Here is a 21,981-nt window from a genome sequence, read left to right on the forward strand (position 1 = left end):
CTGTCAGTAAGTACTTTATACCTTATTGGCAGCCGAATTTATTAGGAGCGAACCATGAGTCAGTTTTTAATAGCGGATGATCATCCGTTATTTCGCGAGGCACTAAAAGGAGCATTAAGTGCTAAGTTTGACGATTTAGAGGTATTTGAATCATCAGATTTTGACAGCACACTGCAAGTACTTAGCGAACAAGAAGATCTTGATATATTACTGCTAGATTTACACATGCCAGGTAATGGCGATTTATATGGCCTGATCCGCATTCGCGAAGACTACCCATGCTTACCCATAGCGGTTGTCTCAGGAAGTGAAGACATCAACATAGTGTCTAAGGTAATGGGTTATGGCGCAATGGGCTTTATTCCTAAGTCATCATCTTCAGATAATATTGCTAATGCTATAAACCAAATACTTGAAGGCGATACGTGGCTTCCAAAAGAGTTAAAAAATAAAGTAGCCGAAATAGAAGGAGAAGACAGAGAAATTGCCGCGCAGGTTGCATCGTTAACGCCGCAGCAATATCGTGTATTGCAATACCTTCATGAAGGGTTACTAAATAAGCAAATAGCGTACGAACTACATATTTCTGAGGCAACAGTCAAAGCACACATTACCGCAATTTTTAGAAAACTTGGCGTTTATAACCGTACCCAAGCCGTTCTTATTGCAGCTAAATTACAGCTAGAACCAATAGAGCAAGCTTAAAATATTAAAAGCGCTAAAATCTGTTTATCGTTTAAAAATAAATTTACAGCCGTATGTTTGGTGTTTAGGCAAAGCCGTGCCTAGCTAATGTGCTTATTGCCTGTTAATAGGTGATAAGCGCTTACAAATACCAGATATGCGCTGCTCTGGGTGATATGGCAAGACTGAAAAAACTTCAATCCACAAAAGCCAATACACTCAAGCAGCGCTTTTTAAACTTAAAACCTACACGTCATTTACCTTTTATACATGATCTCTTTTGCAAACAATGCTAGGTTAGCGCAATTTTGTAATTTATAGAGCCAAGTATGACAGACTCCACACACTCACCTAATAATCAACCTAAAGACAATAACGGCTTATTTAATCGCTTTTTAGCAACCGTTGAGTTTTTAGGAAATATGCTTCCTCATCCCATTACTTTATTTGCGATATTTGCGGTTTCAATTGTGCTAATAAGTGGTATTGCCGATTGGTTTGGGCTAAGCGCAATTGACCCAAGACCGATTGGGGCAGCAGGGCGTGCGCCTGATGGAGTAATTGAAGTTGTTAGTTTACTCAGTGCTGAGGGGCTACAGCGTATCATGGCTGGCTTGGTTACTAACTTTACCGGTTTTGCGCCTTTAGGCACTGTTTTAGTGGCACTACTTGGGGTAAGTGTTGCAGAGCATTCAGGGCTACTCTCTGCTGCTATGCGAGGCATGGTTATGGGCGCGTCAAAGCGTTTAGTTACCTTTATGGTGGTGTTTGCGGCCATAATGTCTAACACAGCTTCTGAGCTTGGCTATGTGGTGTTAATTCCGCTTGCAGCCATGATATTTCATAGTTTGGGGCGCCACCCTTTAGCTGGCTTAGCGGCTGCCTTTGCCGGTGTTTCTGGCGGCTATAGCGCTAATTTACTACTTGGCACAATAGACCCATTATTAGCAGGTATAACTACGCCTGCAGCACAAATGATTGACCCAACGTACGAGGTTGGCGCCGAGGCTAACTGGTATTTCATGATGATATCAGTATTACTTATTGCCGCACTGGGTACACTCGTAACCGAAAAAATAGTAGAGCCGCGTTTAGGTAAATATAACCCCGATGAAGCCAGTATCGACTTGTCACAAAACAATATTGATACACTTACCGCGTTAGAAAAAACCGGTCTAAAATGGGCGGGCGTTGCTCTATTAGTGGTGCTGTCGTTATTTGCTTGGACGATTATTCCTGCCGATGGCATTTTACGCCACCCAGATACAGGCCAAGTGGCAGGCTCGCCTTTTTTAAAAGGAATAGTCGCAATTATATTTGTAACTTTTAGTGTGCCAGGCTTTGTTTACGGGCGTGTTGTTGGCAGCATGAAAAACGATAAAGACATTATTAACGCAATGAGCAAAAGCATGAGCTCAATGGGTTTATATATAGTATTAGTATTTTTTGCAGCCCAGTTTGTGGCCTTTTTTAAATGGACTAATTTAGGCACTATTTTGGCAATTAATGGTGCAGCACTATTACAAGCGTTAAACCTTACTGGCCCAGAAGTATTTGTATTGTTTATATTAATGTGTGCAATGGTTAACTTGAGTTTAGGCTCGTCATCGGCGCAGTGGGCGATTACAGCCCCTATTTTTGTGCCTATGCTTATGCTTATTGGTTACGCGCCAGAAACCATTCAAGCGGCGTATCGTATTGGTGACTCTGTGACTAACTTAATCACCCCAATGATGAGCTATTTTGGCTTAATTTTAGCGGTGGCAGTTAAATATAAAAAAGACATGGGTATAGGAACGTTAGTGGCCACTATGCTGCCATACAGTATTGTGTTTTTTATCGGTTGGGTCATTTTATTTTACGTATGGGTGTTTGCTTTAGGCTTGCCAGTAGGGCCTGAGTCACCTATTTATTACACACCTTAATGGTGGATGCCAATTTACAATTAAATACGGTGTCGGATAAAACACAGCACAGCTAATATCTGACTCTAATTAAGCTGTTAGGCATAAAAAGCCAGCAAAAGGGGGAAACCCTGTTGCTGGCTTTATAGTATGTAAAAAGGGGTCTTAGCTAAATACCACGGTTTTATTACCGTTAATAAATAGTTTGTGTTCAGAAGCTAGTTGTAAGGCTTTACTAAACACGGTTTTTTCTACGTCTTTACCCATTTTAGCCATCATTTCAGCGGTATTAGCGTGCGTTACGCTGGTGACGTCTTGTAAAATAATAGGGCCTTCATCTAGCTCATTATTTACAAAGTGAGCCGTTGCACCAATAATTTTTACGCCGCGCTCAAATGCTTGATGATACGGTTTAGCGCCAATAAAGGCCGGTAAAAACGAGTGGTGAATATTAATAATTTTGTTCTCAAAGCGACCCACAAATTCAGGGCTTAGTATGCGCATATATTTTGCCAAGCCAATAATGTCAGGGTTATAAGAGGCAATTAAATCACCTACTTTTTCATCATGCTCGGCGCGACTTAGGCCTACGTGCGAAACAACATGAAAAGGCACATCAAAGCCTTTTGCTAATGGCTCTAAATCTGGGTAGTTGGCAATCACAGCTAATACTTCAATATTTAACGCTTGCTCAAACTGTTTAAGTAATACAGACCCTAAGCAATGTGCTTCTTTTGTTGCAAGCAGTACCACTTTAGTTTTTGTATCATCATGTAGAGCAAGTTGTGCACCCTCAGGTAATAAAGCGCGTAATTGCGATAAAAAGTCACTTTGTGGCTCGCCGGTTAGTTCAGTGCGCATAAAAAAGCGCTTGGCGTCTTTATCTACAAATTCGTTATTACGTGTAATATTTAAATTGTGCGCGTGGCAAAGCCCTGTAATTTTGGCAATTAGGCCTACATCGTCGGCACATTGGGTGGTTAGTATATAGCTCATTTTCCTCATTCTTACCCAGTTTATAATTGCTTCATTATTTGGTTTTTAACGCATAAAGCAAGGGCTTTATGCGTAAATTTAGAATTAATCGGTCAAATAGGTATAAATGATTCAATAAAGTGAAGGATAATTAAAAATACGTTAATAATAAGGCAGATAAACACCATAAATTTTAACAAGCGGGTATTTAAAAAAGGTTTGGTGGTAAGTATTTAGTGCGCGCACGGTTTGTAACCTAGTTGCCTAGATTACAAACCGCGGCGCAGTTTAGCTTTTACAAATATAGCAAAGCGATTATTAAGCTTTAGGCTCTGGTGTTAAGTTCTCTTCTTGCCTTAGGTAACCAGCGGCCTCTTCATCCTCTTTTGTTATTGCTTGCTGAGTAGGTATTGCACGGGTTTGTTGGTTTAATTGATGTATTTGCGATGCATTGCCTAAATCGCGCTCACTGGTAATTGAAGCAATCGATTCGCGGTCTTTTAGAAAGGCAATTACATCATTTTTAATGGCTTGTAATTGACCTTCATCTTTGTGCATTTCCATTATATGGCGAGGATGCTCAAGGTTTTTCATACCGGTGGCAGCAAACGTGCTCGTAATAACACGAGAGACAATGACCCATGGCGTGATACTGCTGCGCACTAAGGTGTTTTCTGAGCGGGTGCTGTCGTGAATACCTGTCCCCGTTGAAATTTTAGATTCGGTAAATGTACCTTCGCACTTAAAGTACACAAGTAATGATTCAAACTGCATTTCGGCAAAAAATAAATGAGCACAGTTAGCCAATAAACGAGCAAAGGCTTTAATAATCACTGCTATTATTAAAATATGAACACTGCTCATTAGTAAGCTACTAAACTGTATAACGTTTTGATTATTAAACGCTTGCTGTAAATTATTAATATTAGCGCTATCTATGTAGTAATAAATATCTATTAATGAATAGGCTAACAACACTGTTAATGCTAACGCCACAATATAAAGTAAATTAGCACTTATTAGCGCGACTAACCTGGCTAGGGTAAAGTTTTTACCTAGCTCCATAGCGTGTAGTTTAGGCTGAACCTCTTGAATCATTTCGCCTTTAAAACCGCCTTTACCCTCTATTTGCTCTTGCAGTTTTGGGTCTAGCTCGCGGTAAACTCTATTAGGCACTTCTTTGTAGCGTCTATTTGCCATGACAAGATTATCAAGGTTTATAAATACTTCATCAGGGTGAACAGACTCTTGCCAGTTTTCACGTAATTCTGACACTTCGGCGGTAGGGGTCACTGCGTTTAAGCGTGCTTTGATCATTGTAAATACTAATGCGCAGCTTAACGTTGCTAATATAATAATGGCAATGAGGTATATGCCAGCATGCAAGTTTGGCAGTTGTGCCATCCACGCGTCTATTTCTTGTTTGCTGATATGTTGCTCTTGCATTAGCCACGACATAGAAAGGCCAATAACAATAGGCAAAATAAACGACAACGAAATAATTTTAGCTAATGTACCGCCTCCCAGCGCTTCAATGTTTCTTTCAGCATTGCGAGAGATAGGTTTGCTACTTGAGCGCCAAGAAAAAAGCACATAAAACATTAAAATAGCACTGTAAACCGGAAAGGCTAATTCGCCAGCTTCCCCAGTAAAGCCCGACAGCGAAACAAACGCTACAAGCCCATAAGCAATTAAGGCAACAAGCGTGCTCACCCATGAGCCAAATAATCGCTGCGCAACATTTCGAATTGGGTAAGGTAAAAATAACAGTTTGGGAATTAAGCTGTGTAACAAACGAGATAAAAATCCGTTAGGCTCTTTAAAGGTACTGTTTTTACGACCAACCAGCATTTCTTCGAGTGATTGGGCGTTATAGGCTACTTCTTTTTTTTCTTCTTGCGCGGTAGAGCTCTCAGACTTACTAAAATTATACGCAAGCGATGTAGGGTGGTTTCTGCCTACAAAGTATTTTAAGGTAGCATAAATACCTGACGATAAAGAGCGAATACCCAGCGCTAAAATAAACATGCCAAATAGCATTAAAATCCAGCCTGCGGTGGTACTTTCTTTCACCGAGCTTGCAGCTATAACAAGTAAACTTACGCCTGCTACCGACTCGATAATACCTCTTAGCGCGGTTACTTTACCTTCCAACTTAAAGGGGTTTTTTAACCCAAGATCAATAGAACCATAATCAAATGCCATTGTATGCTCCTTGTAAACAGCACATTATTTAAGGGGGTACCAGTTTTGCAATAATAGTTAATCATTTGCGGGGGCAAACCTAGTGTTAGCTATGTTTTCCGGGCTCAAATAGACTAATCAATTAAGCGAGTTGGTATTATTATCCGTGTATATTTTGGCCAAAAATGAGCATAGCTAAACGGTACCAAAAGGTGCAGTTTATATACTTAAGCAGGTAATTAAACTAAACGGATTTTTATATTATTGTTCAATTTTTGATTATATATCAATAACGTTGTTCAGTTTAAGGTTATTTTACAGTGATACATTTATTGATGGTGGTTTAAGTTGCTAGGAGCATAAATGAAACTAATCTACGTAGATGATAATTTACCCGGTATAACCCGTAAGCGTAAAAACAAAACGTGGCTGTACTTTGACCCAATAGGAAAGCAAATTACCGATCAAAAAGTGATTGATCGTTTAAATGCGTTAGCGTTTCCTCCCGCCTACAAAAATGCTTGGTTTTGCCCTGAAGAAAATGGCCATATTTTAGCAACGGGGATAGATAGTAAAGGCCGTAAGCAATACCGTTACCATGAAGACTTTAGAGCTCAACAAGAGGCGAAAAAATACCAAGCCTGTGGGGTGTTTGGCAATAAGCTGCCATTACTGCGTGCCCGTTTAGAAAACGATTTACAAGGGGATGAGCTCAGCGTAGAGCGCACATTAGCTGCGGTAGTTAGGCTTATGGACTTAGGTGCATTGCGGGTAGGTAACGAGCGAAATGTAAAGCAAAACAAAAGTTTTGGCGCCACAACCCTGCGCAATCGCCATGCTAAGCTTACGGGTAAAAATATACAGCTACGGTATCGGGCTAAATCGGGCAAAGAGCGCGAGGTAAACATAACCGACAGAGTGCTTAGCCATGTAATTAAAGACCTACAAGATTTACCCGGTCAGCATTTGTTTCAATATATAAGCGATGGCGAGCGCACAAACGTAACCTCTAGTGAAATTAACCAGTATATTCAACAAATAATGGGTGAGGACTTTAGCGCTAAGCACTTTAGAACCTGGCGAGCCAGTGTTATTGCCTTTAAGCAACTTGTAAAAGCAAAAGGCGCACTTAGTTTAAAGAGTATGCTCGAGAGTGTGTCTGAGCAGCTAGGTAATACGCCCGCTATTGCCCGTAAATCGTATGTTCACCCGGATTTAATTGCCTTGTGTAAAGAGGATGAACAAACCCAAACAGCGTGGCGAGAGTCGCTTTCTTTACCGCGAAAAACAAAATACTTGAGTCGTTATGAGCGTGGCTTTTTAGCCTTTTTAAAAGACTAATTGCTATAGCAACTTTACACACTACAGCAACCAAATTACATAATTGCGTAGTTGAAGTGTTTTTTAATTACCATGTAAAAGTTTAAAAAGTTATTAAATTTCAGTGTGTTGTGCTTTTATTTTATTTTGGCACCTGCATTGCACCTTCAAATTACTGTTAAGCAGTAAGTACAAAAGCATTTATCAATGATATTTAGCGAGGAGGTACAAAGTGAAGGGGTTATTTTCAAAGGCATTGTCTACAAAGGTAAAACACATTACGTTACACGCTACGCTCGCAGGCTGCGTTAGCACCATGCTAACAGGGCAAGCGCTAGGCACTGCAGATCTTGAAAGTGTGGCACTTGCCAACTCTTCATTAACCACTTACAACTCGCAACAACAATTGCAAAATGGCGATTATTATTTTGATCAAAATGCAGCACAGTTAATAGCGCGCACCGAAAAAGCAATTAACTGGTACACAGAAATAGTTAACAGTGGCGGGTTTACCCCTTTATACACTAATGAGTTGCTTGAACTTGGCAGCACTAGTAAAGCGGTGAGTCAGTTGGCGCTGCGTTTGTATCAAGAGCGTGACTTAACCAGCAATGTATGTGACACCGCAATGTGCACATTTGATAAAACCATTGAGCAGGCTGTGCAACAGTTTCAGCGTCGCCACGGTTTAAAGGTTGATGGGCGAGTAGGAAAGCGCACCTTAGCTAAGCTTAATGTACCCGCTAAGAAAAAATTGGCTAAATTAAAGCTTAACTTTTACCGCATAACTAACTTCGCAGGCTCAAGTGATTCGCAGTATGTGTATGTAAACATACCTGAGTACACATTGCGCTATGTAAAAGCAGGCGAAGTAAAACTACAAAATAACGTTATTGTGGGTAAGCCGAGTTGGGAAACACCTGCCTTTAGTGACGAAATCGAAAAATTTGTAGTAAACCCTGAGTGGCGCATACCAACCTCTATTGCAACCAAAGAAATAGCACCAAAGGTGGCAAAAGATCCTCAGTACCTTGCTAAAAATAATATCGAAGTTAGAAAAAACAGCTACCTAGATTCTAAAACAGTTAACCCCAGTAATATTGATTGGCAGGCTATTAAGCCCTATCAGTTTGATCACTTTTTAGTTAAGCGGGCAGGGGATGAAAACCCACTTGGCGAAGTGAAATATCTGTTTCCAAATCCTGAAGCCATTTATGTTCACGATACTCCAGCAAAGCAGCGTTTTAACCAAGCGCAGCGTGCGTTATCACATGGCTGTATAAGGGTTGAAGAGCCATTTTCATTGGCGCGTGAAATAATTAAGCACCAAGGTGAAGAGCGCACCCTTAAGCAAGTGGATAAAGCCAGAGATACCGATACCACTCAAACTTTTTATTTAAATGAGCCCTTACCTATTCATTTAGTGTATTGGACGGCGTGGGTTGATGAAGACATGCTCGTTAATTTTAGAGACGATATTTATCAACACGACGCAAAAGCATTACTTAAAAACGAAGATCAGTCAGTCATTGCTGCATTGATTAAATAGACTATGAGAGGATTTATGCCGTTTATACCGTGTATTTTAGGGGGCATATTAGCGCTTTGCGTAAGCGTAGGTAGTTATGCCGCCGAGCCCGTGAAAAAAGCACACCCAAGCGTTGATATTCAAAATAAAGCAAATTTTGAAGATGCAGAGTTTAGCCTAAAAATTAACGACATAGTAATGCCGTATTCGGTGTTTTCTGTATTTGTGATGCCTAATGAGGCAGTTGAATTTGAAGTGCTTTACGCACAATCAAAACGACCCTATTCATTTATTAATAACCATAGCAACGCCACCTTAACTGATACAAACCGCTGGCAGTGGCAGGCGCCTAAAAAGCCTGGCTTAACACGGGTAATTATTGAATCCCCCGACAAAAAGCAACGTATGACAATTAATGTGTTTGTTAAAGTACCTGCAGATGAAGTACAAGGTGGAAAGCTTAAATATTACCACATTGGCCATTACCCAACGCCCTCACAAATTAAAGATAGTAAGCATTACATAGTGCCCGATGGTTTTGTAAAGGTGACCCCAGAGAACGAAAATATAAAAATATCACCGCATTTTTCTCTTAAAGAATTTGTGAGTAAGCAACGAAGTAAGCACCCTAAATACTTATTTTTACAAAATAAGTTGTTACTTAAACTTGAAAAAATACGCAAAGAGCTGATTTTAGAAAACATACCGGTTAAAAATATGGTGGTAATGAGCGGTTACCGCACCCCTTATTACAACAAAGCCATTGGTAACGTAAAGCTTAGCCGCCATGTGTTTGGCGACGCTGCCGATATATTTATAGATAACGATGGCGACTACCGTATGGATGATATAAACAAAGACGGCAAGCACTCTATTGGTGATGCACAAGCTATGGCTGGTATAGTGGAGTCGCTCGCTAAGCGAGAATCATTTAAAGGCTTACTTGGCGGTTTAGGTGTTTACGGGCCAAAATCGCATCGCGGTGCATTTATACATGTTGATACGCGTGGTTTTAAAGCGCGCTGGGTGAGTAAGTAATATATGTTTCATGGTTAGTAATCACGTTAGCATAAAAAGTATTGGCAATTTTTTTGCCAATACTAAGCAGGTCATTGTTAAATATTGATTACCTTTTACCTTTTACCTTTTACCTTTTACCTTTTACCTTTTACCTTTTACCTTTTACCTTTTACCTTTTACCTTTTACTCAAAATTTAAGAGCAAAGATTTAACTCAATAACAGCCATGTTATTAAAACACATAAGGTATAAGACTCGTTCAAACCAATTAAGCGAAGGTTGAAGATGTCTGAAATTAAACGGTTCCAAACTTCTTTAAATAGTGCCGACAAAATACAGGCGCTTATAATCCACATTGCTAGCAGTAGCACCATTTTTACTGTGAATGTTTGTATATAAATATCAATAAGGCTATTCCTTTGATATGCATTCCCTACATCAAACGTCATTAACGTATACAACAAGCTAATAGCCCACAAAGCTATGGTTGCAAAGATATTAAAGCGCGTGGTTATTCCTTTTTTCATTAAAGATAAATCCTTTTTAATTAAAGTTAGCTTTACTTTTGTAAGTTACCATTAATGGTACGGCGGTGCTACTGCAGCATAAAAGTTTCGTACTCAAGCTCTTCAAATTGTTTTGATAGCCAATAAAGACCAATTACAGATGTAATTATGGTCGAGAGCGCAAAACCGTAACCATAAAACTGTGGCCCTAATGCAATTGAGGCAATCGTAAATACGATATTGATAAACAAAAACAGCCCAGATAAAAATAATACGGTGGTACGCTTATCTAAGTAAAATAAAATATTTAAGATAGACAAAAATATAACCTGTACACCTACACCCACCACATCAATAAACAGTAATGTTTTATAGTTAGGGTCTATGCCTATAAAGGTCAGTATTTGCTCGCCCCACAGTAATAAGCACGCAACGGTTATACCTTGGATTTTAAATATATCGTAAAGGCCGCCTTGCGCTGTTTGCACCATTTTATCTTTTAGGTAAAAAATTTCTTCTAGCGATGAGCCACCTCTAATGGCGGTATAAAAACGGTCGTATTGTTCTACAAAGTCTGTTTCCATTCTGACTAAAAATACCGCCATTCCTGGAATAATGGTTAAATAGGCTAAAAATATAGGCAAGTCGTAAATAGGGCTTGCTCTTAATGTGCCTATAATTTGAATAGAGGTAGCGGGGGAGTACCAAAAAATAATTTTATCGGCCCACACGCCTATGTTGTAAAAAAGCCCACAAAAAAATAGGCTGTAATACACTTTTTTGTTGTTTAAAAAATCAAAACTAATGAGTTTACCGCCAGGGTAGCGACGAATAATCATAAACAAAAAGCTAAAAAAGAGCAGAGCTTCACCGGCAAAAAAAGCAAAAAACAACCCGTCTATTTGCCAGTCGCGCAGTAAAAATGCCAGTAACACCATAAAGCTGTAACCGCTTAACATGGTCACTAAAATAAGTCGGTACTCCTTCATTCCCGACAAAAATATAGCGCCAAGCCATTGGTTACATAAGCTTACAAACGCCCCTAATATTATTATTTTAGTCACAACAGGTAGCGGTAGTATTGGCCATACAGCTAAGCCGATCAGTAATGCGGCAAGGGTGGTAACAAGCTGCGCGCCAAGTAAATTAGGCAGTACCTGCTCGTCCTTTTTTTGAAAAAACAGATCGGCAACAAAACGCGTTAATAATAGCTGCAGACCGCCGGTTAATATAAGGGACGCTGCCATCATATACGTAATAAGCGTTAAAAACTGAATAATTAATACTTTTGGCAGCACGACACCTAGGCTTAAAATACCAATTAGCATGAGCGCAATGATAGAAAGCAGCCAAGGGCCTGAGCCTATTAATCCCGCATAACCGTATGCTTCAAAAACAGAGAGTAGGGTGTTTTTTTTGAGAATTTTACGTATCTCAAAACCTATTCCGGCCATGCGATTGTATCCTTGTAAAGTTTATCGTAGCGGGCAAACATATGGCTCTCGTCGTAGTATGTTTTAACACGGTTGAGGCCGTTTTGTTGGTACTGATACCATGTTTGCTCATTTTCCAATAGGGTGATTATTTGCTGTGCGGTTTCGCTGGGTGAGGCAATAGAAACTACTTCGCCAGCTTTACCAAGGGCCCTATCTTCCTCGCTTGCCCCTTCTATTATTTCTCGGCACGAGCCCACGTCACTTGCAAGTACAGGTACGCCTGCAGCCATTGCTTCAAGCAGCACTAATGGTTGAGCTTCAGAAATTGAAGTCAACGCAACAATACCTAGCTTTGGGAGTATTTCGACGATGTTTTTCATGCCGGTAAACGTAATGTTTTTGTCTAAATCTAGGCTGCTTACTAGTAGCTGGCACTCTTTATAATACTGTGGGTCTTCCTCAAAAGGGCCTATGATCCAACCTTCTATGTCTGGCAGTTCGGCTTGGACTTCTTTAATGGCACGAATAAAGGTTTTAATATCTTTAATTGGCACTACACGGCCAATTAACCCAACCACCATAGGGACCGATTTAGGTCTCGCGTTAAGCGCATCAGCAAAGCGTTTTGTTTTTATACCATTAGGCACTACCGAGGCTTTACTTTCGCTGGCACCATCTTTAATTTGCCTTTGTCTATTCCCTTCATAAAGCGAGATGATTTTGTCGGCTTGATGATAAGTAGTGCGGCCAATTTGCTCAAAAAAGCTGATCCACATTCGGCGAATAAAGCCCATTTCAGTATTTAGGTTTTTACCTAGGCTTTGTTCAGACTCTTTTATCCAGCTGGCCTGTATTAAATCTATTTTACGCTCTTTAGTATAAATACCGTGCTCGGTAAGCAAAAATGGCGTGTTGTGTATAACGCTTGCACCTGCGCCCAATATGCCAGCATAGCCTGTCGAAATAGAATGAATAAGTTTAACATCGGGGAGTGAACGGGCTATTTCGGCTATTTTAAACAGTGGTTTATACAAATTTCTGTACGACCAAAAAAAGTCGATAAATGACGATTCATCGCAATAGGTTAAATAATAGTTTGCCAGCACCTGCCACGACGACTCGCTGTATAAAAAATCGGCTTCGTTGATACCGTCTTTTTTAGCTAGATTTTCAAAGGCAAACTTTACCAACTCCGGCGGTATTGGGTCTTTACAGTCACGGAAATACCCTTGTAATAGCTGCCAAAAATCAAACAGTTCTTTTTTATATTTAACGCCATGTTTCGCTTTTATTTTTGTACTGTGTTGCGTAACTAAATAATGCACATGCAGCTTAGTCACATTACTCGGTAACGTGTACTGAATGTCGCCGTAGTGTTCGGGTGCGCCACCAACAAACACTAATTCAAAGTTATAGTGAGGCAGGCCTTCTATAATTTGATGTACCCAGCTCGATACGCCGCCCCGTACATAAGGGTAAGTGCCTTCAAGTAAGAGTAAAATGTCCGCTTTTTTTTCACTCATGCCAATACTCCTGTAAATGGCGTAACTCAGAGCCTTTAGGCTGTAGTGCTAGCTCTTCGAGATAGCGCTGACAGTCTGTGTAATTGTGTAATCCAAAGGCGACTTCGGCTTTATAAGGTAGTACGTGGCGCCTAGCCATGCCTAATTGCGTGGCTAAATTTAAGCTTTGCTGCGCCTCATTTAATTTACCGAGCGCAAGTTGAATTCGCCCTAAAAACACATAGCTTGCTGGCTGAGGGTTAAACTTTATACTTGTTAAGGTTAGTGCTTCTGCTTTTTCTAGTACGTACTTTTTTAGTGCGCCTTGTGCTAAGCCTAAGTAACTAAGCTCCCAATAAAGCTCGGCTTGTTGGCGTTGCAGATTGCTCAATTTAGGTTGTTGCGTGGTATTGGCTATAGCGTGCTGGCATTGGCTTATTTTTTCGTTCAGTTTAGTTTCTTTGCTATCAAGAGTTGAATAGGCAAGTAAGCGAATATCATCTTCTAAGTCTTTTAAAGCCAGTTTGAGTATAGGAATAGCTTGGGCATCGCTCATGTGCCGTGCAGCCATTACTGCACTTAGGCGTTTATTTGGCTCACTGGCGTGTTTTAAAATAGCTTTTAGTCCACCCATAGAGTAAATAGGCGTTGCTGAAACACTTCTTGCTTCAAAGGGCAGGGCAGGAACCTTGTGCTCTACAATATCAATATCGTTGTTTTTAAGCGGTTTACTAAGGGCAAAAGTAATGGCAAATACCACCCCTAAAATACCAAATACTGGCAAGGTAAATAGCAGTAAAAATAACAGCGCTGAGCCACTTTTTAAGGTGGTTTTGTATTTGTTAGGAATAAAAGCATGGCTTACAAAGGTAAAGCACAGGCTAGCAATGCCATGTAATAAAACAATTAACAGCCAGTTAGGCGCATCTAAAATATGCGCAAAAGCAAAGTATTCACATAAACAGCCAATAAAAGTGGCAACGATAATTTTAATCATGGGATGCAACTAACTTAGCGATGTGTTCGCTGCTTATAGGCAATGCCATTTGTTCTTCTATTTTAATTTGCAGTTGCTCAACGGTTTTACCAAAGTGCTCGATACACCAAGTATTAATACGCGATATAAAGCCACTTTTGTCCAGTTCACTTGCCATTGGCATAAGCAGTAAAAGTGTGTGGTTTTCACTATCGTAAAGATAAATATCTAAACCTCTGCGAGCTTCACTTAAATACTCTAATAATTGGCGCGACTCTTCACTTGTTTGCATTGCTTTGAGTTTAAGCAGCTGCGAGGGAATATTATAGCGTTTAGCTTCTTTGTTCGCCCTGCGTAGTTGCCTTACAAAATAAGGGGTTTCTTGTGGGGTCATTACCGGATTGGTAATTTCATGACGCAGCAAATCGCCAATGTTACCGGCCATAACAGCTAGCAAAGTAAGTGTGGTGTTTTTAAGGGCAAAAAATTGAATGCTTTGTACTAAAATCACCCCGTAAATAGTGTTATTAATATCAACCAGTGGGATAGCAATATGGTATTGGCTAAATTTATTTTTAACCTCTTTAACAGAAACCAGCTCGCGCTCTTCAAACATGGCTTTAATAAGGGGGTCTTCCATATTTAGCTCGCCCATAGCACCTATGCTTGCTAATGGTTGCTCTATTATGGTGTTGTTTTCTACTTTATAAAGCGCTGCTTTTTCAAGGGAACCATATTCAACAAATAAGTTTAAAATGCTATTTGCCGCACTGTCTAAGCGTCTTTGTGTTAGTTGCCCTATAACGGCCCGTACCGCTTGGAGCGATTCGCGCAGGCTAAGAGTATGACCTGCTAACATTTGCTCAATCCGGTCGTGGGATGAGTTTATTAAATGGTATTGGCGGGTAAAGGTTTCTAATCGGTTAGTTACATACTCAAGCTCAATGCTTTGCTGCTGATTAGTGCGCTCCCATACATCTCTGAATTCGCCAGCAATCATAATTACAATTAAATAACCAATCATGGCGTTAATATTAAATTCGTTAGGTTGCGCTAATACTTCGCTTTTGCTTAACAGCAATTGCCCGGCTAATAAACATAATATGCTTATAAAGCCTTTTGAAAAACCATAGCGCAAAGCCACTAACAGCGGCCCAAGTACCGGCCACGAAAACCCATTTTCCGTCCAAAAGGGGTCTTCGGCGTTAAATATAACCGGCAGCACAATTGCAAGCGCGGTAAATACAATTACCTCAGCCCAAATTTGTAGCTCAGGGACCTCTCTTGGTCGAAAAAAATGTGTTTTCACTCACTAACCTCAATGTACGAAATTAAATCGGCGATGACATCTTGTGCAGTCGCGGCAATACTGTCGCGCCCCCAGCCACTTTTTGCGATAGTGCCCGTCCAAAGTGGGGTTGTTTGACCTTTAGCCGTTAAGCTAAGTGTAAGTGCGACTACCGGCTCGCCATCTAGGCCCGCTTTATAACGCCATTCTTCTATGCTACCTGATAACACATAATCTGTTTGCTGTGTGCTTAACCACTGCATGGCGTTATCAAGACGGTATTGATCGTCAAGTGGCGGAAGGTCTTTAGTGTTACTGCGCGGTGCACGTAATAACGTAGGAAGCTTATTTTGTTGCCAAATACTTGCCAGTATATCTTCTGCACGTTCACCGGCTAAGGGGGTTTGCGCATGATTTACCAAAGGCATTAAAGCCACGGTAGTTGATGGACCTAGCTCTACATCATCAGCCACACGGCTGGTGGTACATGCACTGAGCACTAATACCAAACACGGTATGATTAAACGAAACATATTCTCTCCTAACATTAAAAATGTACGTAATAGCCTAATTGTAATTGTGTATCTGAGTTACCCACTTTATTACTACTTTGATAACCCAGCTGTAATTTAAATAAATCATCCCCTAGCACTGACCAGCCCGCACCACTTGATACTGAAATGTCGAGGGTGTCGTTTAACGTTTGATAACCCGTACTTATGTCGAATAACCACGAGGGGCTTTCGCCTAAATAAGGGGGGGCTAAGTTTGAGTTTGACGAAAGCGAAGTGCCCAGAGCAAAGCGCCTAAAAGGTTGTATATCAATAAGCAGCGGTCGCGCTCTTTGATCTATGCCTAAAGGGGCTAATGTGCGTTCAAAGTCTTGCCATTGAGCACTAAAATAAGTACTCCAAATAGGGCGGTCTTTTAAAATAGTGTATTGATAACGGGCGTTATATTCTTGTCCGCTGACAAGCGTTGAGCTATCACTGCGGCGCTTAAATGCCATGGCGGCTGCCGAGAACTGCACGTTTTGACGCCCATCAATAGCGTAATTTATATAAGCCGTGGTTTTATTTAATTTGGCAAAACTTAATAAGGTTTCTGATTGGCGGTTCTCAACGTTGTGCTCAAGTTTTACGCCTACCTGTGTGCGTGAGCCCCACTGGTAACGCGCATCTAGACTCAAGCCTTGGCGGCTCATTAAATTGCCCTGATGAGAGTCTACTTTTGCATTAAAGTACCAACGACCCCACGTCATTTTATCTTCTATGGCAAACAGTAACCCGTTGTTATTTAGGTTTTGTTGATTGCTAATGCTAAGTTTCCATTGCCCTTTAGCATACGGAAAATAAACATTTACATCGTATTGGCTAGTGTTTAAACCGGCCTCGGGGGATAGGTTAATCTCTAATGCTCTAAAGTAGCTGGTGCGGGCATTACGTAATAAAGACGTTTCGCCTTGTGTTGGCTCGTGTGTTAACTCCTCATACCAACGCTGCATAGTTGCATAAGGCTGCCTTAAATAGAGCAAAGCACTTAGCTCATCTATTTTGCCTAATGTTTGCGTATTTACCAGTGCCTTTACTTTATTAAACTCGCCGTTGCTCATAGCCAGTTGTAGCTTCTGCCATGGCTCAAGTTTTTGTGCTGCGCGTCTGGCTAACCACCAGTTGGCGGTTGCGTTGTTTATAGCCTCAGGCGCTATGTCATCTAAGCTGCTAAATTGGCGTAAGTGGGGCACGGCCATTGCGCCGGCCCATTGGATCATTAAACCTCGGTATGCGTATTTGTCTTTTGGTAAATGGTTTAATAAATAATGTTTAAGTTCGCTGGCATTAGCGTAGTAGCCTAACTGGTTCATAACATCGGCTAAATTTACTAAAGTAGTTAAATCTCGAGGGTTACTAATGGCTAATTGGCGCAGATAAAAATAAGCACTATTAAAGGCTTTTTGATGAATAGATAAACTCGCCAGTAATTGTGCCCACTCTCGGCTGGGTTCATTGCTTGAGTAGTTAGCTAAAATACGCTTAATCATAATGGTGTCGTGCATTTGCAATGCAAGCCAGCCTTGCGCTAGTACCACATCGGGATTGTATTCACTTAGTTTTGCTGCGCGGTTAAGTGTTGTGTATGCGTAATTTAAGTCACTTTGATTTTGGTACCAGTTTGATAATATTAACCATGCAGGGTAAAGCGCTTTATTATAACGTTGTTTTTCAAGAGCCTGATGAGCACGAGTAACGTGTTCTTTATCGCCAATTTGCGTGCTTAATAAGGTGATTTGGATTAACTGTCTATCAGTGAGTGCTGTTTGTTGCCATAGGTAATTTAATAACCCTTGTGGGTTGTCGGCAAATTTTAGCTTCTGATAATGCAGCATATCACCTACACTCAGTGGGCTAATGTTTTTTAATTGCTCTAAAGCGTACAGCTCTTCTTTTTTATCATTTACACGCAAAGCCATATCAACGCGGGCACCCCAAAACTCATCATCGTTACTACGTGCTTTTTGCTTTAAAATGGCCAAAGCGGTTGTAAAGTCATCGTTTAACCAATGCGCTCTTGCAAGCCAGAGTATGTCTTCTTCGTTTTTTGGCCCTGCGTAGTGAGGCCACAAAGCTCTCAGTCCTGCTAAATTACCGGTATCGTGTAACACCTTGGCTTTCCAATATTGTGAAAGAGGTGTTTTTCCATTTATTTGCTCATAGCGCTCAATATGATTAAGCTCTTGTTTTGCGTTACCAATAAATTCGTTGGTTTGCATCCAATTTGCAAATCCGTTGCCTTTAAGCTGTCGGTTTTGCGCTTTATATTCGTAAATGTCGTTGGCATCTTGATATAAGTACAAGGCATTCGCATCATTAATGCTGTCGGTCAGCATAGCTACATCAACGGCTTTATGGGCCATTAACCATTTAAATTCTTTAAGCGCCTGTTTAGGCTTATTTTGCCAGCGCATAATTTTCCAATTTAAAAGCCTCAGCGCTTTATCATTGGGTGTTTTAAGTAATAACTTTGCGATTAATTGTTCAGCTACGTTTGCATTGCCATTGGCTAAGTTTAAATGCATGGCTTTGGTTAAATATTCGCTGTTATTAGGCTGAGTTTTTAATAATTTTTCTACTGCTTTTAAGGCTTCTTTATTATCACCCGCTAAGCTTGCAAAATATAATGTACGCTCGGTATTAGCGGTATCACCGTATTTTTTCCACCATGTGTAAGCTTGTTTTGGATTGTTAGCACCCAGTGCGGTTTCAATGGCTTTTTGGGCTACATCGGCATTAATGTGGGTTTTATAAATAGCGAGCGCTTTGCCAGGCTCACCTGCGCCTAACCAAAAATCAGCGGCTAATAATGGCTGTGCGTGTTGCTCATAATATTGCGCTACGTTTGCATTGAGCCCCGTGGCTTTAGCTATATTTAATAACTGGTTATCCCAGTGTTTAAATGCCGCAAGTTTAAGTGTTAGTTCTTCAAAACGGTCATCTTTATTTGCGCCACTATCAACCCACAATGCGTATAAAAGTTTTATTTCTAATTCAGTTTTTGTATCGCTTTTAGGGAGTTTTTCAAGCTCGTTAGTCGCTTGCGAATACTCATTTAAGCCCAGGTGAATGGCTATTTTTTTGGCGCGTAGTTTTTCATTATTAGGGTCGCTACTTAATGCGGCATTTAAGTAGGTTTTTTCAAAAGTATAATCTTGCGATAGCGAGTCATCTTCAAAAAATAAGGTGTGCGGAAACAGCGCGTAAAGTGAAAAGCAACTAACCGCTAATATAATTAAAATGGTTTTAACTGATACTAAGTGAGGGCGCTTTTTGTTATTCATTATTGAGCCCTTTTTGCGCAGTTTAAATAGCCATAAAATTCGCCAGCAGGTAATGTAAACTGCATTGTATTGCCAAAGGTTTTTCCGCTAAAGCGCTTTCCCATATGCGAAATGAATTGACAATTGCGAGCATTTTTAAGCTCAATTTTAGCCTCAATCCACGCTTTAAAGCTGACAGGGCCGTTTACCTGCCAATTACTAAACGCGACATTAGCAGAGAGCAAATAAGGTTGGTTATCTGGCGTTGTATGATCAAAGTTAATGGTGGCTATTTCATCGCCCACGTGAATATAGTTTCCTTGCGCGGTTACCCCTAAAATACCCTGGCTGTTAGTCATATTGGGCACATCAAAAATAGCAGGCAAGCGCAGCGTTTTTATATATTTAGAACTAAATAGCCATTCGCCACGCGTATTTTTAGCAAGCGCAGAAAAATAAAAATCTTTGGCAATGCGTGCATATTGACTTAAATGCACCGGGGTATTTTCTCTGGCTAATACGTAATCAATATTGTAATGCAGCGCATCAAGCCCTGCTGGCACTTCGCCAGAGTAAAAATGAAAGTAAATTGTGTAAGGCTTTAACCTGTATGGTTTTTCGGTTATTTCAAATGTTTCTACTAAGCGTTTAAAACCATAGTAAGGGCCGTGCCATAAATTGGTGTAAACATTTTCGTTTAAAATGGGCGCGTATATTTGATACAGCAAATCTCGCTCAGGACGGCCAATAGGTGATATATGCGACAAGCTTGGATTGTCGGCATTTACATTGGTATTTCCTCCATTAACGTTAATTACACCGGCATCGCGGGCAAGTTCGAGGGCTTTTGGGCCTGGGGTTGCATCACCTGACCATAGCATCATCACGGTTTTTTTATTTTTTGGTGCGAGTCGCTCATTAATGTAATTTATTGAGCCGGTTATTTCTTTATTTAAATCGATGGCGTCATAACCGGGTACATCTAAATGAAACCCGTAGTCGGTGTCGTCTTTATTTATTTCTTTTCTACCTGATAAGGCTGTCCAAAAATAGGGATGGCTGTAAGTGTGTGATGCCACTTCGACATAAGGAAGCGCAAAAATTTCTTTGGCTATTTTTTCAAGCTCTGGGCTGTCAGCGCCATGCAATCCGTTAGGCTCAATATCGGCTTGGATAATTGAGGAAGTAAGTGGTAGCTTGTATTTTTTTATAACTTCATCGCGCACAACTTCTGCTGCGTAAGGTTTACCTGCAAAGTGCGCAATGCTCGTAAAGCCGTCGCCATCAATATGAAGGGTTAGCATACGCCGACCGCTTAATGTAGTTGTATCTGGGGCTAGTATAGGCGCGAGCCCCATTGCCTTAGTTAACACGGCTTTGGGGTCTACAACCCAGTTACTGCCCTCCATAGGCAATGTATCTATAAGCCAAGGTGCCGCGATAAGTGCGCCGTACTTAGTTTTACTTCCTTGGGTTAGGGTAGTGCCATCTTCAGCGTGTATTGATATTAATGATTGCGCATTCTCTGCAAGTGTTAATAAATAGGGCTTTACAATAGCGGGCGCAGTGGTTGACTCACCTTTGAGCCAAGATGCCATAGCTGCGAGTTTATAAGGCCCATTTGAAGGCAAATTAAAAGGCTCGACTCCTAAGCTTTTAAGTAACTTATTAGAAGAAGGGAGCTCGCCAAGTACCAGTTGCGGTACCACGCCTAAGTTACTTTCGAGCCACTCAATAACCTGTGCATTATAAAATTGATCGCTCGTCGTCCAAGAGATAATGCCAGCATGGAGGCTGGTATCTACTTTAGGTAAGGGCGTGTTAGCCATGTCTATGTAATCAGGTATGTAGCCTAAATACTCAATCATTGTGGCAAGCTTTAAGTGAACCGTGGTGTATATAAGTGGCTTTACATTACTGTTGTATGGAATAAGTATGCGCCTAGGCACTGGCTGTATATTTGATGTCCCCCAAGTTTGAAGGTGCCCATCAGTAACCCAAGGAGCATAACCTTGGGCAATAATTTGTTTAGCCATCGCAAGGCGCTGCTGTGGTTTAGCGTAATCAATTACCTGTACGTTAAAGCCCAGTGATTGTGCTTTATGGAGCTTTTCATTTAACCAAGCTTGATCGTTCTCAGTAGTAAGTTTGTAGCTGTTATCTACTGGATTAAAGTGGCTAAATAGCCCCTCGGCAACTAAATCAGAGGCGTAATCGTTAAGCTGTGGCAGTAGCTCAAACCCTCTGTTTAAAATTAAATGTTTATTAAATGTACTCGACAAACCTTTAATTATATTCACAAGCCCCACTTGTTGAGCCGCTTTATCGTAATCGGGTTTTAATAATTGGTAGCTGTCGAGCGTATCTAAAAATAAACCGTTAAAGCCTCGTTGTTGTAATTCACATGCTTGTTTTTGCAGGTGTTGTTGCCAATGCTCAGCGGTTAAATCAGCAATATGGCTATTCCAGTGTGGATTTTTTGCTACTGAGGATTCATTTTCAGTAAACGATTCTCCCACACTTAAATAAGCGAATACGCTAATGTTGCGCTCTTTAAGCCAATTAAGTTCGTGTTGAGTGATGCTTTGCGGCTGCACAACAACCCGTGAATAAAAGGTCATTTCAGCCAGCGGCATGGGGGATGAGTAATAAAAGGCAATGCTCTTGTTAGCAGGTTGAGCGCACACGTTTAAACAAATCAACAACGTTAGACATAAGAAGTACTTCATTATTATTTTTAAAAACCACAGCCTAAGTTAACGTTGAACATTGTCCCGCTTTTTGTATAGGTATTTATTATTAGAATTGTGATGATTATATGTTAAATAAAAATGCCTGGCTACCT

Annotated in this window: 15 protein-coding genes; 5 read left to right on the forward strand and 10 right to left on the reverse strand. The window is 40.6% G+C overall.

Annotated elements, in window-relative coordinates; translation table 11 throughout:
- Window positions 1-54 precede the first annotated feature (54 nt).
- Together MTF64_RS16575 and MTF64_RS16580 are read left to right on the forward strand one after the other, a co-directional pair.
- Entirely contained in the window at window positions 55-705 is a 651-nt protein-coding gene (locus MTF64_RS16575) for a response regulator transcription factor (protein WP_248452041.1), read from the forward strand.
- Window positions 706-1,013: 308 nt separating this feature from the next.
- A complete protein-coding gene (locus MTF64_RS16580; RefSeq protein WP_248452042.1) occupies window positions 1,014-2,609 on the forward strand; it encodes an AbgT family transporter in 1,596 nt (531 codons plus the stop codon).
- A gap of 144 nt (window positions 2,610-2,753) precedes the next feature.
- On the opposite strand, the gene purU is transcribed toward MTF64_RS16580, so the two are convergent.
- The gene (gene purU / locus MTF64_RS16585; protein WP_024033106.1) at window positions 2,754-3,584 is read right to left on the reverse strand and encodes a formyltetrahydrofolate deformylase; all 831 of its coding nucleotides are present in this window, start codon (window positions 3,582-3,584) and stop codon (window positions 2,754-2,756) included.
- Window positions 3,585-3,881: 297 nt separating this feature from the next.
- The gene (locus tag MTF64_RS16590; protein ID WP_248452043.1) at window positions 3,882-5,768 is read right to left on the reverse strand and encodes a hypothetical protein; all 1,887 of its coding nucleotides are present in this window, start codon (window positions 5,766-5,768) and stop codon (window positions 3,882-3,884) included.
- 342 nt (window positions 5,769-6,110) lie between these two features.
- Between MTF64_RS16590 and MTF64_RS16595 the strand changes: the two genes are divergently transcribed.
- The 3 genes from MTF64_RS16595 to MTF64_RS16605 all read left to right on the forward strand — a co-directional run bounded on the left by MTF64_RS16595 (window position 6,111) and on the right by MTF64_RS16605 (window position 9,633).
- On the forward strand, window positions 6,111-7,088 hold the full coding sequence (locus MTF64_RS16595) for a DNA topoisomerase IB (RefSeq protein WP_138684452.1): 978 nt from the start codon (window positions 6,111-6,113) through the stop codon (window positions 7,086-7,088).
- Between the two features lie 211 nt (window positions 7,089-7,299).
- Window positions 7,300-8,616: a L,D-transpeptidase family protein gene (locus tag MTF64_RS16600; RefSeq protein ID WP_248452044.1), complete on the forward strand. Its 1,317-nt coding sequence runs from the start codon at window positions 7,300-7,302 to the stop codon at window positions 8,614-8,616.
- Between the two features lie 15 nt (window positions 8,617-8,631).
- Window positions 8,632-9,633: a D-Ala-D-Ala carboxypeptidase family metallohydrolase gene (locus tag MTF64_RS16605; protein WP_024033102.1), complete on the forward strand. Its 1,002-nt coding sequence runs from the start codon at window positions 8,632-8,634 to the stop codon at window positions 9,631-9,633.
- A gap of 190 nt (window positions 9,634-9,823) precedes the next feature.
- On the opposite strand, the gene MTF64_RS16610 is transcribed toward MTF64_RS16605, so the two are convergent.
- From MTF64_RS16610 to MTF64_RS16645, 8 genes are all read right to left on the reverse strand, one after another.
- Window positions 9,824-10,141, reverse strand: coding sequence for a hypothetical protein (locus MTF64_RS16610; protein ID WP_024033101.1), 318 nt, complete (start codon window positions 10,139-10,141; stop codon window positions 9,824-9,826).
- Between the two features lie 68 nt (window positions 10,142-10,209).
- Window positions 10,210-11,574: an exopolysaccharide Pel transporter PelG gene (gene pelG / locus MTF64_RS16615; RefSeq protein WP_248452045.1), complete on the reverse strand. Its 1,365-nt coding sequence runs from the start codon at window positions 11,572-11,574 to the stop codon at window positions 10,210-10,212.
- Window positions 11,562-13,079, reverse strand: coding sequence for a GT4 family glycosyltransferase PelF (gene pelF / locus MTF64_RS16620; protein WP_248452046.1), 1,518 nt, complete (start codon window positions 13,077-13,079; stop codon window positions 11,562-11,564). Before pelF ends, pelG begins: the two co-directional genes overlap by 13 nt.
- Window positions 13,072-14,055, reverse strand: a complete 984-nt coding sequence (locus tag MTF64_RS16625; RefSeq protein WP_138684447.1) for a HEAT repeat domain-containing protein — start codon at window positions 14,053-14,055, stop codon at window positions 13,072-13,074. Before MTF64_RS16625 ends, pelF begins: the two co-directional genes overlap by 8 nt.
- Window positions 14,048-15,343: a PelD GGDEF domain-containing protein gene (locus MTF64_RS20000; RefSeq protein ID WP_096739212.1), complete on the reverse strand. Its 1,296-nt coding sequence runs from the start codon at window positions 15,341-15,343 to the stop codon at window positions 14,048-14,050. The genes MTF64_RS16625 and MTF64_RS20000 overlap by 8 nt, the downstream gene beginning before the upstream one ends.
- On the reverse strand, window positions 15,340-15,855 hold the full coding sequence (locus tag MTF64_RS16635; protein ID WP_055252862.1) for a hypothetical protein: 516 nt from the start codon (window positions 15,853-15,855) through the stop codon (window positions 15,340-15,342). Before MTF64_RS16635 ends, MTF64_RS20000 begins: the two co-directional genes overlap by 4 nt.
- Window positions 15,856-15,869: 14 nt before the next feature.
- Window positions 15,870-19,157 (reverse strand): tetratricopeptide repeat protein, encoded by a 3,288-nt coding sequence (locus MTF64_RS16640; RefSeq protein ID WP_248452047.1) that lies wholly within the window; start codon window positions 19,155-19,157, stop codon window positions 15,870-15,872.
- Window positions 19,157-21,865, reverse strand: coding sequence for an endo alpha-1,4 polygalactosaminidase (locus MTF64_RS16645; protein ID WP_348984475.1), 2,709 nt, complete (start codon window positions 21,863-21,865; stop codon window positions 19,157-19,159). Before MTF64_RS16645 ends, MTF64_RS16640 begins: the two co-directional genes overlap by 1 nt.
- Between the last annotated feature and the right edge of the window lie 116 nt (window positions 21,866-21,981).

The organism is Pseudoalteromonas sp. 2CM41L, assembly GCF_023161905.1.
Taxonomy (GTDB): domain Bacteria; phylum Pseudomonadota; class Gammaproteobacteria; order Enterobacterales; family Alteromonadaceae; genus Pseudoalteromonas; species Pseudoalteromonas atlantica.

Bases quoted from the DNA above. Each gene is read 5' to 3' on its own strand.
- MTF64_RS16625 (WP_138684447.1), bottom strand. From the start codon at position 14,055: ATGATTAAAATTATCGTTGCCACTTTTATTGGCTGTTTATGTGAATAC.
- MTF64_RS16640 (WP_248452047.1), bottom strand. From the start codon at position 19,157: ATGAATAACAAAAAGCGCCCTCACTTAGTATCAGTTAAAACCATTTTA.
- pelF (WP_248452046.1), bottom strand. From the start codon at position 13,079: ATGAGTGAAAAAAAAGCGGACATTTTACTCTTACTTGAAGGCACTTAC.
- MTF64_RS16635 (WP_055252862.1), bottom strand. From the start codon at position 15,855: ATGTTTCGTTTAATCATACCGTGTTTGGTATTAGTGCTCAGTGCATGT.
- MTF64_RS16580 (WP_248452042.1), top strand. From the start codon at position 1,014: ATGACAGACTCCACACACTCACCTAATAATCAACCTAAAGACAATAAC.
- purU (WP_024033106.1), bottom strand. From the start codon at position 3,584: ATGAGCTATATACTAACCACCCAATGTGCCGACGATGTAGGCCTAATT.
- MTF64_RS16595 (WP_138684452.1), top strand. From the start codon at position 6,111: ATGAAACTAATCTACGTAGATGATAATTTACCCGGTATAACCCGTAAG.
- MTF64_RS16645 (WP_348984475.1), bottom strand. From the start codon at position 21,865: ATGAAGTACTTCTTATGTCTAACGTTGTTGATTTGTTTAAACGTGTGC.
- MTF64_RS16575 (WP_248452041.1), top strand. From the start codon at position 55: ATGAGTCAGTTTTTAATAGCGGATGATCATCCGTTATTTCGCGAGGCA.
- pelG (WP_248452045.1), bottom strand. From the start codon at position 11,574: ATGGCCGGAATAGGTTTTGAGATACGTAAAATTCTCAAAAAAAACACC.
- MTF64_RS16610 (WP_024033101.1), bottom strand. From the start codon at position 10,141: ATGAAAAAAGGAATAACCACGCGCTTTAATATCTTTGCAACCATAGCT.
- MTF64_RS16590 (WP_248452043.1), bottom strand. From the start codon at position 5,768: ATGGCATTTGATTATGGTTCTATTGATCTTGGGTTAAAAAACCCCTTT.
- MTF64_RS16605 (WP_024033102.1), top strand. From the start codon at position 8,632: ATGCCGTTTATACCGTGTATTTTAGGGGGCATATTAGCGCTTTGCGTA.